This window comes from Streptomyces cyaneus, from assembly GCF_004028635.1.
Lineage (GTDB): Bacteria > Actinomycetota > Actinomycetes > Streptomycetales > Streptomycetaceae > Streptomyces > Streptomyces cyaneus.
In genome coordinates this window covers 253,499-269,379 of the sequence record NZ_RQJW01000010.1, presented here as the reverse complement: position 1 = coordinate 269,379, position 15,881 = coordinate 253,499, and the positions used below count along the sequence as shown (strand labels likewise).

Sequence of the window (15,881 nt, the reverse complement as noted above, 5' to 3'; positions counted from 1 at the left end):
ATGAAGCACACGACACAGCTGCCGGACCGCCGGCCGGTGCAGAGCCGGAACGGGGCGGCGACCGCCGCCCCGCCCCCGGCCCCCGCGCGAGCACGGCGCCGTCCGGCCTCCCAGCAGTGGGCCGCCTGGGCCTTCCTCGCCCCGGTGACCCTCTACCTCGCCCTCTTCTACGCCTATCCGCTCTACCGCAACATCGACCTGAGCCTGCGCAACTACACGGTCCGTTCCTTCGTCCAGGGCGACGCGCCCTTCACGGGCCTGGAGAACTACCAGACCGTCCTCGACGACCCGGTCTTCGCCCCGGCTCTGCTGCACACCGTGGTGTTCACCGCCGTGTGCCTGGTCTTCCAGTACGTCATCGGCCTGGCCCTCGCGGTCTTCTTCCACCAGCACTTCCGGCTCTCCGCCACCCTGCGGGCCCTGTTCCTGGTGCCCTGGCTGCTGCCACTGATCGTCTCGGCCTCCACCTGGTCATGGATGCTCAACAGCGACTCCGGTGTCGTCAACGCCGCCCTGCACGCCGTGGGCATCGACCCGGTGAACTGGCTCACCTCACCGTCCTGGTCGCTGACCTCGGTAATCATCGCGAACATCTGGATCGGCGTCCCCTTCAACCTGGTCGTGCTCCACAGCGGCCTGCAGTCCATCCCCGCGAGCCTGTACGAGGCCGCCGCCCTCGACGGGGCGAACGCCTGGCAGCGCTTCTGGCGCATCACCTTCCCGCTGCTGCGCCCGGTGTCCGCCATCACCCTCCTGCTGGGCCTCGTCTACACACTCAAGGTCTTCGACATCATCTGGATCATGACCAAGGGCGGCCCGGCCGACTCCTCCACCACCTTCGCCACCTGGTCCTACCAGCTCGGCTTCGGCAACCTCCTGCCCGCCTTCGGCCCCGGCGCGGCCGTCGGCAACCTGCTCGTCGTCGCCGCCCTGGTCTTCGGCCTGGTCTACCTCCGAGTCCAGCGAAAGCAGTACGCCTCATGACGACCGTCACAACCGCACTCCGCCCGCGCCGGGGACGCAGCACCAGGTGGAAGACGGCCACCGGACTCCTGCTCACCGCGGTCATGCTCTTCCCGGTCTACTGGATGCTCAACGTGTCCTTCACCCGCGAGCAGGACATGCGCAAGGGCCCGCCCGACCTGCTGCCCATGCACGGCACACTGGAGGGCTACCGGGCAGTCCTGGACCAGCAGTTGCCCTATCTCGGCACCAGCCTCGTCATCGGCCTCGGCACCGTGGCCCTGACCGTGACGCTGGCCGCCCCCGCCGGCTACGCGCTGGCCAAGCTCCGTCCGCGCGGCGGTGGGGTACTGAGCTTCCTCCTCCTGGTCGCCCAGATGATCCCCGGCATCATCATGGCGATGGGCTTCTACGCCATCTACCTCCAGCTCGGTCTGCTCCAGTCAGTGCCCGGCCTGATCGTCGCCGACTCCACGCTCGCCGTCCCCTTCGCCGTACTGATCTTCACCGCCTTCATGTCCGGGATCCCCGGCGAACTACTCCAAGCCGCGACGATGGACGGAGCCAGGGCCCTGCGCACCTTCTGGTCGATCGTCCTGCCGATGAGCCGCAACTCCGTCGTCACGGTGTCCCTGTTCGCGTTCCTGTGGTCCTGGTCCGACTTCGTCTTCGCCAGCACGCTCGTCAACGGCGGCGCCCACGAGCCCATCACCCTCGGCATCTACCACTACATCGGCAACAACAACCAGGAGTGGAACGCCATCATGGCCACCGCCGTCGTGGCCTCACTGCCGGCCGCGGTCATCCTCGTCCTCGCCCAGCGCTACGTCGCCGCCGGCGTGACCGCCGGAGCCGTCAAGGACTGACACCGGAGCGCCCGCACGCGGCGGAGCTCCGCATGAGCCGCCGCACGAGCACCAGCGCCCCGAGCGGCAGACCGCCGGCCACCCTGCCCAAGAAATGAGTGTCCCTTCATGACCGCCGCCCCGACCGGCCCGCCCTTCTCCGTCCACGACATACCCTTCAGCGCGCACGGCTCCTGGTTCGGCATCTCTCCCGTGCTGGCGGAGAAGACACGCGCCGAGGACCTCCACCTCGTCTCGCACCAGAACGGCATGCACGCCGTCCTGCGCCTCGCCCCCCTCGACGCGACGACGGGCGACCGCGCCGAGACCCGCGTCGAGGCGACGCCGGACCTGCTCAGCTGGACCGGCGCGGACGGGCACGTCGACCTCGCCTACGAGTCGCCGGACACCGTACGAGTTCACGGCACAGGGCTGGGCCTGCGCGTCACCACGGCGGCGAAGGCCCTGACCCCCTTCAGCGGGACCTACTTCTACCGCGACCCGGTGGACGACGCGTATGTGTTCACCTCCTACGAGACCGGCCGCCGCTACCGGATCACCGTGCTGTCCGGCACGGTTGCCGAGGTGTCCGGTTCCCAGACCCTGGGCAGCGGGGAGCGCGGTCTCACGGTCACCGCCGAAGCCGACGGATCATGGGAGTTGGCGGTCGAGGAACTCGACAGTGCGCGACAGCCCTACCGCCCGTCATCGACGTTCGGCGAGGTCACGGAGGCCGCGCGGCAGTCGTTCGCCGAGTTCGTCGACGCGGTCGCCCCGTGGCGCTCGGCCGCCACCCCGGCCGCCCAACTCGCCGCCTATGTGGTGTGGTCGGCGACCGTGCGCCCGACGGGTCTGGTCACCCGGCCCGCCGTACTGATGTCCAAGCACTGGATGGACAAGGTGTGGAGCTGGGACCACTGCTTCAACGCACTCGCTCTGGCCCCGGGTTGCTCCGGCCTCGCCTGGGACCAGTTCTCGCTACCTTTCGACCACCAGGACGACAGCGGCGCGCTGCCCGACTCCGTCACCCACTCCGAGGTCCTCTACAACTTCGTCAAACCGCCCATCCACGGCTGGGCCTTCGGCCACCTGCGCCGACGGCTCCCCGAGCCGCCCACCCCGGCGCAGCTGACCGAGGCGTACGACAGACTGACCCGCTGGACGGACTTCTGGCTCACCGCACGGCGCGCGCCCGCCGCCGACCTGCCCCACTACCAGCACGGCAACGACAGCGGCTGGGACAACGCCACCACCTTCGACCCCGCTCGCCTCGCCGTCACCGCCGACCTCGCCGCCATGCTGATCCTCCAGCTCGACGAACTGGCCCGACTGGCCGCCGAACTGGGCTTCCCGGACGACGCCCAGCGCCGCACCGACACAGCCGACGCCATCCAGGCCGCCCTCCTGGACGAGCTGTGGGACGGCGAACGGTTCCTGTGCCGCCCGGCCCACGGCGGAGCCCCCACTTCGAGCGCCAGCCTGCTCGACCTGATGCCGATCGTGCTCGGCGACCGCCTGCCAGCCAAGGTCCGCGACCGGCTCGCCGAACAGATCGAAGCCCACCTCACCGCGTTCGGCCTGGCGACCGAACACCCAGGCTCCCCTCACTACGAGCCCGACGGCTACTGGCGCGGCCCGATCTGGGCCCCCGCCACCGTCCTCGTCGAGGACGGCCTGCGCCGCGCCGGGCACGAACACCTCGCGGACGAGATCAGCGCCCGCTTCCGCGCCCTCTGCGAAACCTCGGGCTTCGCCGAGAACTTCGACGCCCTGACCGGCCAGGGACTACGCGACCGCGCCTACACCTGGACCGCCAGCAGCTACCTGGTGCTCGCCCGCGACCACCTCCGCCGCGGGGACACCGAGACCGACACCACCGACGCCTGACCCGCGAGCAACAACCCACCACACGTCCGGCACGGGGGGTCGGCCGCAGCAACAACCAGCCGCATCGCTGAAGGGACACACGCACATGCCAAGAATCGGGCAAAGACGCTCGACGACGAGACGCCTTCGCAACGGCATCAGCACGTCACTGCTCTCGCTCACCGTCATAGCCGGCACCGCCACCATGATGGCAACGCCGGCCTCCGCAGCCACCCCCACCCTTACCGTCGACCTGGGCACCACCACCGGAGCCTTCCACGGCGGTGCCTCCGGGGCTCTGTACGGCCTGTCCGCCCCGGAGGTACCGACGAACAACCTCATCGAGGGGATGGGGCTGCAGACCACCAACACCAAGTACCAGGACGGACAGCAGCACACAGGTTCGGACGCCCTGGAGGTCGCCAAGCCCTTCGTCGACAGCGGCGGCAAAGACGTCATGATCTACATGACGGACGTGTACCGCAGGTGGCCGTACGAACGGGCCAGCTACGCCGAATTCCAGGCATACATGAAGACCCAGGTCGAGCAGGCGATGGCCAGCCCGTACAAGGACCAGATCGTCTTCGTCCCGTACAACGAGCCCGACGGCAACTGGTTCCCGGGCCTGCGCACCAACGGAGGGTCGCAGGCCGCGTTCAACGCCGAGTGGGCGCAGACCTACGACTTCATCAAGGGCATCTGGCCTGCGGCGCGTCTGGCCGGCCCCAACAACTCCAGCTACACCGACTCCGCCCTCAACAGCTTCCTCACCTACTGCAAGGCCAACAACTGCCTGCCCGACGTCGTGACCTGGCACACCTTGGGCAGCCCGGCGGCCGTACGCAGCACGGTCGACTCCTACCGCGCGCTGGAGACCGCGGCGGGGATCACCACGCCGCTGCCGATCAACCTCAACGAGTACGCCTACCGGTACCACCTCACCGACCCCGGTCAGATGGTGCAGTGGATCTCGGCCATCGAGGACAAGAAGGTCGACGGCAACCTGCCGTACTGGAACATCAACGGCCACCTCGGCGACTCCGCCGCCGGCCAGAACACCCCCAACGCCCAGTGGTGGCTGTACAACTGGTACAGCTCCATGAGCGGCAACACAGTCAAGGTCACCGGCGCCTCGAACAACGACGCCTACACCCTCCAGGGCCTGGCGAGCCTCGACACGGCCAAGAAGCAGGCCCGTGTCATCCTCGCCGGCGGCGGCACCAGCGGTGACTCCAACACGGTCATCAAGAACATCCCCTCCTCGGTCTTCGGCAGCACCGTCCACGTCAGCGTGTTCCAGGACCGCTACAGCGGCTACATCGGCGCGGCGGCCACCCCGACCCGGCTCTCCGACGTCGACGTCACCGTGGGCTCCGACGGCTCGATCACCCTCCCCATCACCCTCGACGCGATGTCCGCGTACGAGGTGATCGTCTCCCCGGGCGGCACCGGCAGCACCACCGCCTCCGACAGCACCTGGTCAGCCAGCTACGAGGCCGAGAACGCCACCCTCAGCGGCAGCGGATACAACATCAACACCGAGGGCACCACCGGCAACGTCGCCAAGTTCGCCACCTCGGGCACCAAGGACGTCGGCGGTCTGCGCACCGGCTCCACCACGGTGATCTCCTTCCCCGTCTCCGTTCCCACCACCGGTGACTACAACCTGTCGGTGTTCGGCAACAGCTCTACCACGGCATCCGCCGTCAAGGGCCCGACGAACGTGTACGCACGGGTCGACGGCGGCGCCTCGCACCGGATCGACATACCGGTGGGCTTCCAGTGGGTGGTGTGGGGGCACGACGACACCACCGTGCACCTCACCGCGGGCAGCCACACCATCACCCTGGCCACCACCGGTGACAACGGCGCGGCGACCGTCGGCGACGCCATCATCGACAAGATCGACCTGACGTACAAGGACGCCGACGTCCAGGGCACCACGCTCCACGAGGCCGAGCAGGCCGTTCTCTCCGACAGCGGCACCGCCACCTACACCTCCCAGGGCCAGTCCGGGGCCGGTGCGGTGAACCTGACGAGCGGCAAGTCCGCGACCTTCTGGGTCTACTCCGCCCGGGACGGATACGCGGACCTGACATCCCGCTTCCGCAACACCGGCCAGGCCGACCTCACCGTCAACGGCAAGACCGTCAACGACCAGACGCTCTCCGGCGCGACGCCCACCGCCTGGTCCACCTCCACCAACCGGGTGTACCTGAGCGAGGGCATCAACAAGGTCAAGGTGACCGGCACCGGCGGCACCCTCGCCCTCGACCGCCTGGCCGTCACCCCGTTCAGCGCCACCGACGCCGTCACCACCGATAACGTCGTCACCTACCAGGCCGAGAACGGCACCCTCACAGGCACCGCGGCCGCCGACACCACCTACACCCAGGCCAACGGCGGCGTCGTCACCGGCATCGGCAACGGAAGCGCCAACTCCCTCACCCTCAACGTCAACGCGCCCGAGGCCGGCACCTACGCCATGACCATGAGGTACGCCAACCACGAGATGCTGACCCCCTACTACGGCAACCCCGACATCATGGTCGAGCACGCCGACGTCAGCGTGAACGGCGGCTCCGCCAAGCGCGTCAACTTCGCCAACACCTTGCACTGGAACCAGTTCGCCACCCACACCGTCCCCGTGACTCTCAACAAGGGTGCCAACACGGTCAAGTTCACCGCCTCGCAGCTCTACAACTCCGACGGGACCACCATCGGCCTGGTCCACTCCGGCGGCGGCAGCGACGTCGGAAAGCCCATGCGCTCCAGCTCCGCGCCCAACCTCGACGAAGTCTCCTTCGCCCCGCAGAACCTGCACATCGGTGCCTCGTCCGGCTTCTCCTCCACGGCCGTCGCCCAGCACAGCTCGCTCTGCCTCGAAGACCCCGCCCAGTCCACCGCCGACGGCACCCAGTACCAGCAGAACACCTGCGGCAGCGGCCAGGAACAGGTCTTCGACTTCCACCCCGTCAGCGGCGCGGCCGACACCTACACCGTTGTCAACCACTCCAGCGGCAAGTGCCTCGACATCTCCGCGTACTCCACCGCCAACGGCGCCGCCGTCCAGCAGTGGACCTGCCACGGGGGCACCAACCAACGGTTCAAGCTGAACGCGGTGACCGCGCTCGGCAACAGCCACGACTACCAGCTCGTCGCCGTGAACAGCGGCAAGTGCGTCGACGTCAGCACCATCTCCACCGCGCCCGGCGCCCTCATCCACCAATGGACATGCGACACCGGCAGCACCCTGACCACCAAGAAGAACCAGATCTGGCGGCTCACCGGCAAGGACTGACCAGCAGCGGATCCCGCTGAGTCCCCCGGCCACCCCGGTAGAAACAGGCCCTGCTCCACGCAGGGCCCCGAGAGAGGGTCACGACACCCGGTCGCGGCCCTCTCCACGTGCGTACCAGACTCCCAGCCTCGCCGACCACCGTGGTGGGGGCTGGGGATGCGTATCTGCAAGGAGAAGGAGCGCGGCACCGTCGAGGGTGCCCGCCCGGCGGGCCTCGCCGTCAACCAGCGGACCGGCAGGGTCTACGCCTCCCCCGCCCCTCTCGGCTTCGCTCCAACAGGCCCGGCCCGCCTTTCCAACTACGGCACGACAAGCGGCAGCGACTCGCGGTGCGCGTCGTGGTAGCCGCCGGCGACGAGCTGTGTGATGGCGGACAGTCGGCGGTCCAGCCAGTCGCCGTTCGGCAGCTTCACCGCGTCCGCCGGAATGACGAAATAGCCCCGGACGGTGTGACGTGTCGATCGGTGGCCGTCGCACCACGAGTGTGGCGGTGGTGAGCCCGGCCGCAGGCCCGGAGGTGGGAGGACCTCGGGCAGCGATCGGGGGCACGGTGACGGGGGTCCCATCGGACTGCGTCAGAGTCTTGGGCGTCCGCGGATCGGTCAGCAGCTCCGCCGGACCGCTGAACCCGTGCGTGGGCCGCCCCCACAGCACGACTCGGGCGCCTTCTCGCGCGATGCATGGGGCGTCCGGCAGCTTGGCCGGAGAGAGAGTGGTCACATCCGCTCCGGCGGCGGCCAAGAGGATTGCGGGAGACCGGCCGAAAACATAGCTTGACCCGGCAAAAAGAAAGCCCTTGCCCATCGCAAGGCACCCGCAGCGGGACGTCGCAGCGCCGCGACAGCTCGTGCACCGCGCGCCCGCACTCATGCCCCCCGGCACCTCACGGACCCAGGTTCACGTATGCCTCGACACGCCCTCGCCCCCGTGCTTTTCCTGCTCGGCTCGCTCGCCCTCACGGGCGCCTGCTCCACCGGCTCCTCCCCGGCGGACTCCGCGCCCTCCCCGGACAACCCGTCCCGGACCCGAGGCAACGACACCGGCACCCAGGTCGACCTGACCAAGCTCAAGGGCGTCAGCATCGTCAGCGACAGCAGCACCGACCGGTCCTGCCCCTGGGCCACGAGTTACCCCGACGTCCCCGGCGCCGACACGATGACGGCCGCGATGAAGAAGGACGTGGGGGAACGCCTCGAGGTCTTCCTCGGCGAGGACACCGACAGCCAGGCCACAGGCTGCGGCGGCATGGACGGCTTGGAGGGCCCCGAGCTGAACGTCAGCTTCTCGTTCCTCGTGGCCTCCAGCGACGTACTGGGCGTCCGGCTGACGACGCTCGACCGTACGTCGAACGCGGATGGCGTGGGCACCGAGGCGTACTGGTACGACGGTGCCGCCAAGCGGTACCGGCCGTCCCCGGGCCTCATCGCGGACGGCTCCCGTGACGCCTTCGTCGCGGCCGTGAAGAAGCGCCTGGAGAAGCGGGAGGGAGTCACTCCGGAGACCGTCACGGCGCTGGACGACCCCGACGCCTACCTGGACGACATGGCCTTCACCGCCGACGGCGATCTGAAGGTGGACTTCGACCGCGGCACCGTGGGCGTCCCCCCGGCCGGCCGCATCTCCGTCACCCTCCCCGAGGCGACCGTCACCCCGTGGCTTTCCGACTTCGGCACCCGCGCCCAGCGGCAGACCACCGCCCCTGACGACAAGCTCGACCTCGGTGCCGCCCATACCCCCGCCCCGACCGTCGCCGCCCAGCCTGACCCCGGCGAGGATCCGACGGACTGCTCGAAGGTCAAGTGCATCGCCTTGACCTTCGATGACGGCCCCGCCGCCCCGGAGACGGGAACGCTGCTCAAGTACCTCGCCCAGTACAAGGCGCGGGCCACCTTCTTCGTCGTCGGCCAGAACGTCGCCACCCACCCGGACATCGTGCGCGCCGAGGTGCAGTCCGGCCACGAGATAGCCAACCACTCCTGGAACCACCCGGTCCTCACCAACCTCACCCCCACGCAGATTCGCTCCCAGCTGGAACGCACCAACGCGGCGATCAAGGACGCCACGGGCAAGGAACCGACGCTGTTCCGCCCGCCGTACGGCGCGATGGACGACAGGGTCAAGGCGGCCACCAGCCTCTCCCCCGCCCTGTGGGACGTGGACACCCTGGACTGGAAGTCCCACGACCCCGCCAAGGTCGCCCAGACCGTCATCTCCCAGGCCGAACCCAACGACGTCGTCCTGGTCCACGACATCCACCCCACCTCGGTCGCCGCCATCCCCGAGGTCCTGCGCACCCTCACCGCCCGCGGCTACCACTTCGTCACGGTCAGCCACCTGCGCGCCACCCTCTGAGCCGTGAGGCAGCCTGGCGTTTCGGGCCGACGTGCCCTGCGGGCAGCCTCACAGGGCGGGCGTTTTCCGCAAGACGGGTCAAGACGTCGTGGGCAGCAGGAAGAGCGCGCCGGACGCATGAAACGCGAGGTCGTCATAGCGGCGCAGGCGCGGACTGCTCATCTGCGTGCCCTCCTGGTAGTTGCGAGCCGACCCCTCACCAGCCTCCTCGTCGGCGCGGCGGCGCTCGGGGCCGGCATCGGACTGGACGCGTGGGCCTCGTGCGTCACACCTCCGACGCCGAGCTGGCGGGCGAGGCACTTCAGGCCCCGGCACCCGGCACTGCGCACCACCCCGGCGCGCTTACCGAGACTGTCCAACGGCGGGACACTGGTCCGTCGCCCGGCCGCTTTCCAAGGGCGAGGCCACCGGGCTGACCTGGGACCCGGGCAAGCTTCGCCTCCTGCGCTACCTCGACGGCACCACGGTCCGCGCCTTCGACCTGACCGACCGCCCCACCCCTCGGTGGCAGAGCACTCCGGCCGACGCGAGCCTGCTCAGCCCGGATGGCGCCGCCCTGGCCACCGTCACCCCCGGCGGTGGCTACCGCTTCCAGTTGTGTCCCACGCGAACGAGCGGTGTCCTCACCCATGCGCTACTCGGCGCGCTGCCAAGCACGCCGCCGAGAACCTCCCCTTGCCGGCCTTCAGCCCGGACGGCGACGCTGGCCGTCACCGACACCGTCTCCTCGCACGGCTCACTACGGCTGCGCTTCTCCGTGTGGGACGTACGGGCACACAAGGTGCGTACGGTCCTCGACGCCTCCAGCGCTGCCGACCGACCGGCCACCACACTCACTCTGGGGCCGGCGGGCGCATGCTGCCGGCCGGCCGCGTTGCCAGCTCCATGACGGAAGTCTGGGACACCCGCGACCACCGGCGATCGAGGACCGTGCGTGGTCTGTCCGGGACGTACTGGCCGCGCGGCTGTGGGACGGCGGCCTACGGCACCGTACGGGCGCGCTGGCCGACACCTCCGACACGGCCACCCAGGGCGAGCCAGAGGCGGTGGGGGCGCTCGCGGCGCCGGCGGCGGACTGACCGAGGCGCAGTGGTGGACCTATGACCCTGACGCACCGTACGAGCAGGTGCGCCCCAAACGCGACTGAAGTATCTGAAAATCGCTAGAAAACGACCTGGGCTGGTTTTTTCAGGGTGACTCTGCGGGTCGCTGAAAAATACCTCTGCCCAGCACGATCCATGACCAGAACGACCGCGGCGCCCCATCGGCGGCGTCCGCACATTCCCCTCAGTCAGGTTCTGGTCTCATGCGCACTCGCACTCTGCTCCCCTCGCTTCTCATGCTCGGCACTCTCGCCGTCACGGCGGCCTGCTCGTCCGGATCGGACGGCTCCTCGGCGTCCTCCGGCGCCCGGCCCGGAGCCAACCCCAGCCCCTCACCCGTCCGCAGCGTCGACCCGTCGAAGATCAAGGGCCTGGAGATCGTCAGCGACAGCAGCGAGCAGAGCTCCTGCCCCTACGCGGCGAGCTATCCGGACGTGCCCGGTGCGGAGGCGATGACGGCCACGATGAAGAAGGACGTGGAGAAGCGCCTGGCCGACTTCCGCTCACAGGTGTGCGAGGGCGGCGAGGGTGACGCGGAGGCCCGCGAGTTCAACATCAGCTACCAGTTCCTGGTCGCCTCCGGCGACGTTCTCGGCGTCCGGCTCACCACCCAGGACGCCAGTGGCGCCGGGTCCGGGGTGACGACCAGGACGTACTGGTACGACGGCAAGGCCGGCGAGTACCGCACGGCCCTCGGGCTCGTCGCCGACGGCTCCCAGGACGCCTTCGTCGCCGCATTGAAGGATCGGCTCGAGGGGCGCGAAGGCGTCGACGCCGCCGCGCTCGACGACCTGTTCTCCGATCCGGCGTCCCGCGCCTCTGTCCTGGACGGCATGGACTTCACCGCCGTCGGCTCACTGCGGGTGACCTTCGACCGCGGCGACGTGGGCGCCCCGGCCGCCGGGAGCTACCTGGTGACCCTGCCCAAGAAGACGATCACCCCCTGGTTGTCCGCGTTCGGCAAGCGTGTCCAGCGGCAGACCGTGAAGCCCAGCGGTTCGCTCGACCTGGGCGCGGCACACGTCCCCGAGCCGGCCGTGCCCACCCACACCGCCTCCGGCGACGACGACACCGACTGCAAGAAGGTCAAGTGCATAGCGCTGACCTTCGACGACGGACCGGCCGCGCCGGATACCGCGACCCTGCTGACCTACCTGGCGCAGTACAAGGCCCGCGCCACCTTCTTCACCGTCGGTCAGAACGTCGCCGCCCACCCCGGACTGGTCCGCGCCGAGGCCCGCGCCGGACACGAGGTCGGCAACCACTCCTGGAACCACCCCGACCTCACCAAGCTCACCCCCGAGCAGATCGCCTCCCAGCTGGGCCGCACCAGCGCCGCCATCAAGGCCGCCACCGGCAAGACCCCGACCGTCTTCCGCCCGCCCTACGGCGCCATCGACGACAAGGTCCGGGCCGCCACCCGCCTCTCCCCCGTGCTGTGGGACGTGGACACCGAGGACTGGAAATACCGCGACGCCGCCAAGGTCGCCCAGACCGTCATCGGCAAGACGCAGCGCAACAACGTCGTCCTGATGCATGACATCCACCCCACGTCGGTCGCCGCGGTCCCGCAGATCCTGCGCACGCTGACCGCCCAGGGCTACCACTTCGTCACCGTCAGCCACCTGCGCGCCACCCTCTGAGCGCACCACGCCCTCATCCTCGTACGCCGAAATCCCCGTCCGCACGAAACGGAACACTCATGCCCCAGCACGCCCGCCGACACCTGACCCGCCGAGACGCCCTCCGCAGAACCGCCGTCGGCGGCCTCGCCCTCGCCGGAGGCGCCGCCGTCGCCGGACCACTCGTCGCAGGCGCCGACGCGGCCACATCGGCCTTCGGATACCGCGACGACGGGCGCGCGTACGTGGTCGACACCGGAGCCGACCTGGTCTTCAAGGTCGACCGTCGTAACGGCGACCTGACCTCGCTGGTGTACAAGGGCACCGAATACCAGGGCTACGGCAACCGGAACTCCCACGTCGAGACGGGCCTCGGGGCGTCGTCCGTGAGTATCCGTAAGACCGGTGACACGATCCTGATCACCGTCGTGCACGGCTCGATGCGCCACTACTACGCCGCCCGGCGCGGCGAGAACAACGTCTACCTGTGGACGAACAAGGCGGACGGCTCCATCACCGCCACCCGCTACATCGTCCGCGTCAGGCCCGGCCTGTTCCCCAACAACGATCCCGACTCCTGGGACGCCCGAACCGACACCCTGCTCGAGGCACAGGACATCCGCCGCAAGCCGAACGGCACCACCCGCTCCAAGCACTACTCCAACCAGCGCGTCATCGACTACGACCACGTCGGCTGGAGCACCGGCAAGGTCGGCATGTGGATGGTGCGCAGCAACCACGAGAAGGCATCCGGCGGCCCGTTCTACCGCTCGCTCATGCGCCACCGCTACGAGGACGGCGCCGGTCTCTACGAGATCCTCTATTACGGCGAGAACCAGACCGAGCCGATGCGCTTCGGCCTCCAGGGCCCGTACGTCCTGGCCTTCACCGACGGCGGAGCGCCCGCTGACTCGCTGCGCCACGACCGTATCGACACCTCCTGGGTCGACAGCCTGGGCCTGGCCGGCTGGGTCGGCCGCAGCGGCCGCGGCCGGGTCGCGGGGGTCGGCATCACCGGGCGGGACAAGGCGTACGCCTACACCGTCGGCTTCGCCAACGCCGAGGCGCAGTACTGGGCCCACGCCGACCCGGCCACAGGGCGTTTCAAGTCCCCGTACATGCTCCCCGGCACCTACACGCTCACCGTCTACAAGGAAGAACTGGCGGTGCACACCACACGGGTCACCGTCAGCGCCGGGCGGACGACCCCACTGCACACCCTGGCGATCAGCGCCGACCCGAGCAGGAAGCCGGCGATCTGGCGGATCGGCGACTGGAGCGGCACCCCGCGCGGCTTCAAGAACGCCTCGCTGATGACCACAATGCACCCCGCCGACGTACGGGCCAGGCCCTGGACCGGCGCCGTCCACACGGTGGGTGACTCGCACGTCGCGGACTTCCCCTGCTACCAGTGGGCGGGCATCAACAACCGCCTGAAGATCCGCTTCAAGCTCACCGCCCAGCAGCTGACCTCCGGCCACACCCTCAACATCGGCATCACCACGGCGTTCGCGAACGGCAGGCCGCGAATTGGGGTCAACGACTGGGTCTCGGCCCTCCCCGCGCCCGCCAAGGAGCCGACGACCCGCTCCCTGACCGTGGGCTCCTACCGGGGCAACAACCACACCTACAGCTACGCCGTTCCGGCGAGCGCCTGGCTCAAGTCACCGGATACCTACCAGGAGTTGACCCTCGACATCGTCAGCGGCTCCGGCGGCAGCGCCTACCTCAGCGCCGGCGTGTCGTACGACGTGATCGAACTTCTGCCCTGAGCGGCCCCCGATGGACCGAAGTCCTGTTTCTGGCACCTAGTTGACGATCCATCAGTTGACCCGGCATGGGCCGCGTCTCTAAGGAGCAGCGCGTTGCACACATCAGTCAAGCGGGGGATGATCCCCGCACCCACAGGCGGGGTGACTGGCACGGGCGCCGCGCCAGGGCCAGTCGCACAGGCCGTCGGCCCGGCGGCGGTGTCGGCTTCGGTGGGGCATCATGCCGAGGCTAGGGAAGCGGCGGCCAAAACGGTCACCCTCATCACCAGAGACCGGGGCACCCTGCGCCCCCGTCCGGGCGGCGCGGCTCCCGCCGTGTCCGTGCTGCCCGGCGAGGGCCGTCAGGACATGGGCGTCCATATCGTGCACACTGCCCGTGCCGGAACCCCGCACATCAACCTGATTCCCGCCGATGCCGAACACCTGCTGGCCGCCGGTACGTTGGACGCGCGGCTGTTCGACAGCACGGAGCTGATCCGCATCGGCCGGGACGACGCGCGCTCGCCCTCACTGCCGCTGATCGTCATGGAACGCCGCGGCAAAGCGCCCGCCCGTTCCCCCCTCACCGCGCACGGCGCCGACCTCGGCCGCACCCTGCGCGCCCTGAACGGCGGCACCCACACCCAACCCAAGGACAGCACCGGCGGCCTGTGGCAGTCGCAGCTCAAGGGCCGGCCTGCCGACCGCATCAGCAAGCTCTGGCTGGACGGCAAGGCGAAGGCCCTGGACGACGAGAGCAACAAGACAGTCGGTGCTCCCACTGCCTGGAAGTCCGACCTGACCGAGGGCCTGCTCCCGCTGCTGCTGCTCACCTCGGTCGAGGTGGTTCAGGCTGTCGAATGGAGTAGCGCATGACAGACCCACTCCTTCCGGTTGATGAGCCACGTCGGCACTCCAGGGGGCCCACAGACCGTCGCCATCGGCGGCAGGCCGCGGATGCCCGGACCTCTCCGCCGGTCTCCCGGCGTCGGTCACGCCGCCAGGCACGCCGCCGGGCACATCGGCTCATGGTGATGGCGACCATCTTTATGGCGCTCCTGGGGGTTGGCGCGGCCTTCGCCTACCAGGATCTGAACGACAACATCGCCTCCCAGGACGTCGACGGGCAGCTGAACGCAGACGTCCGGCCGGAGCGGAAGGCGCCGGGAGCGGTGAATGTGTTGCTGCTCGGGTCGGATTCGCGGTCGGGATCCAACCGTGAGTACGGCCGCGACGAAGGCAGCGCCCGCTCCGACACGGCCATGGTCGTCCACATAGCCAACGGCCGCAGGGACGCCTCGGTGATCAGCATCCCCCGGGACACCCTGGTCGACCGGCCGACTTGCCCCACCAAGTCCGGAACCGCTCCGGCCGCGAAGGCGGTCATGTTCAACTCCGCCTACGAAACCGGAGGCATGACCTGCACGGTCGCCACGGTCGAGCGGCTGTCCGGGCTGCGGATGGACCACGTCGTGGAGATCGACTTCACCGGTTTCAAGAAGCTGGTCGACACGCTCGGCGGCGTACGCGTGAACGTCCCGCAGGACATCCGCGACCCCTACAGCCACGCCCATCTGTCCAAGGGGACGCACAGCCTGAACGGCGAACAGGCCCTCGGCCTCGTACGGACCCGGCACGGCATCGGCGACGGCAGCGACCTCGGCCGCATCAAGCTCCAGCAGACCTTCATGAAAGCCCTGATCACCCAGATACGCTCCGCCAACCTGCTGACGGATCCCGTGCGGCTCTACCGGCTCCTCGACGACCTCACCAGCACCATCACCACGGACAAGGGCCTCGGCTCGCTGTCGGCGCTGACCTCCTTCGCCCGCTCCCTCGACGGCCTGGACGCCGACCGGATCGACTTCCGCACCCTCCCGGTCACCCCCGCCCCGCAGGACCCCAACCGGGTCGTCCCCCAGCAGCCGCAGGCGAACGCTGTGTGGCAGGCACTGAGCGCGGACCGGCAGTTGCCCGCCCCGAGTGAAGGGGGCGGACAGTCGTGAACGAGCCCAAGACCCTCGTGCTGAACACCAGGACCTCCGTGCGGGACGGCAGGACCCTCGCGGCTCGGTGAG

General features: G+C 69.3%; 9 protein-coding genes. All 9 read left to right on the top strand.

Annotated elements, in window-relative coordinates; all coding sequences use genetic code 11:
• The 9 genes from EHO50_RS33465 (at position 1) to EHO50_RS33415 (ending at position 15,809) form a co-directional block, all read left to right on the top strand.
• Positions 1–984 carry a carbohydrate ABC transporter permease gene (locus EHO50_RS33465; protein WP_128434994.1) on the top strand — a complete coding sequence of 328 codons (984 nt, stop codon included), beginning with the start codon at positions 1–3 and terminating at the stop codon, positions 982–984.
• Positions 981–1,829: a carbohydrate ABC transporter permease gene (locus EHO50_RS33460; RefSeq protein WP_128434993.1), complete on the top strand. Its 849-nt coding sequence runs from the start codon at positions 981–983 to the stop codon at positions 1,827–1,829. Before EHO50_RS33465 ends, EHO50_RS33460 begins: the two co-directional genes overlap by 4 nt.
• A gap of 108 nt (positions 1,830–1,937) precedes the next feature.
• Positions 1,938–3,695, top strand: coding sequence for an amylo-alpha-1,6-glucosidase (locus EHO50_RS33455; protein WP_128434992.1), 1,758 nt, complete (start codon positions 1,938–1,940; stop codon positions 3,693–3,695).
• 85 nt (positions 3,696–3,780) lie between these two features.
• On the top strand, positions 3,781–6,975 hold the full coding sequence (locus EHO50_RS33450) for an RICIN domain-containing protein (RefSeq protein ID WP_128434991.1): 3,195 nt from the start codon (positions 3,781–3,783) through the stop codon (positions 6,973–6,975).
• A gap of 903 nt (positions 6,976–7,878) precedes the next feature.
• A complete protein-coding gene (locus EHO50_RS33440) occupies positions 7,879–9,327 on the top strand; it encodes a polysaccharide deacetylase family protein (protein ID WP_128434989.1) in 1,449 nt (482 codons plus the stop codon).
• A gap of 1,306 nt (positions 9,328–10,633) precedes the next feature.
• Positions 10,634–12,073 carry a polysaccharide deacetylase family protein gene (locus EHO50_RS44700; RefSeq protein ID WP_220096482.1) on the top strand — a complete coding sequence of 480 codons (1,440 nt, stop codon included), beginning with the start codon at positions 10,634–10,636 and terminating at the stop codon, positions 12,071–12,073.
• Positions 12,074–12,132: 59 nt separating this feature from the next.
• Positions 12,133–13,824 (top strand): rhamnogalacturonan lyase B N-terminal domain-containing protein, encoded by a 1,692-nt coding sequence (locus tag EHO50_RS33425; protein ID WP_128434988.1) that lies wholly within the window; start codon positions 12,133–12,135, stop codon positions 13,822–13,824.
• A gap of 315 nt (positions 13,825–14,139) precedes the next feature.
• The gene (locus tag EHO50_RS33420) at positions 14,140–14,679 is read left to right on the top strand and encodes a hypothetical protein (protein ID WP_128434987.1); all 540 of its coding nucleotides are present in this window, start codon (positions 14,140–14,142) and stop codon (positions 14,677–14,679) included.
• Positions 14,680–14,837: 158 nt separating this feature from the next.
• Positions 14,838–15,809 (top strand): LCP family protein, encoded by a 972-nt coding sequence (locus EHO50_RS33415; protein WP_246101643.1) that lies wholly within the window; start codon positions 14,838–14,840, stop codon positions 15,807–15,809.
• Positions 15,810–15,881: the final 72 nt, after the last annotated feature.